This is a genomic window from Nocardia miyunensis NBRC 108239, assembly GCF_001613065.1.
Taxonomy (GTDB): Bacteria; Actinomycetota; Actinomycetes; order Mycobacteriales; family Mycobacteriaceae; genus Nocardia; species Nocardia miyunensis.
On record NZ_BDBQ01000196.1, the window covers coordinates 1 to 730 of the forward strand.

A 730-nucleotide genomic window follows, 5' to 3' on the forward strand; every position below is an offset into this window, starting at 1 on the left:
CACCGAATTGTTGAACCGTATCCACCGGCTGCTGCTGGAGTTGGTGCCCGGAGGTGCCAAGAGGTTTCTATCGGCCATGCAGGCCCGCGTCCTGGCCGAGACCGTCGAACCGGTCGATGCCGCGGCCCGGGTTCGTCTGCGGCTGGTGAGCGAGCTGATCGACGATCTCGAGGTCGTCGACCGGAAAACCAAAGCCGCGGACAAGGAACTCAAACAGTTGGTCCTCGCGCGCGGGTCGACCCTGATGGACCTGAACGGCATCGGGCCCTGTGGTGCTGCACGGCTGCTCGCCGACACCGACAACATCCACCGTTTCGCCTCCCGGGACCGGTTCGCTTCCTGGAACGGCACCGCACCCCTGGACGCATCGTCGGGAGACCACAAGCGGCACCGGCTCTCCCGCGCCGGCAACCGCAAGATCAACCATGTCCTGCACACCATGGCCGTGGTCCAACTGCGTCACCCGACCCCAGGCCGTGTCTACTACGACAACAAGAAAGCTGCCGGGAAGACCTCCATGGAAGCGATACGGGCACTCAAACGGCGCTTGTCCAACGTCGTCTACCAGCGGATGCTCACCGACCAGCGGCGACGAGACGCGGCAAGCCCGGGAGGGCACTCGGGGACGACTACCGACTCCAGCGCGACCGGCCCAACCCCGCACACCGATCCTTCGGACAAGCCACAACCCGGACCTACCACCACACAGTCTAACGACGAACTCCCAACC

1 protein-coding gene is annotated in these 730 nt (G+C 64.9%); it reads left to right on the forward strand.

What is annotated here, in order from left to right:
* On the forward strand, positions 1-730 hold a 730-nt coding region (locus tag NM2_RS46955; RefSeq protein ID WP_157122138.1), incomplete at both ends, for a transposase.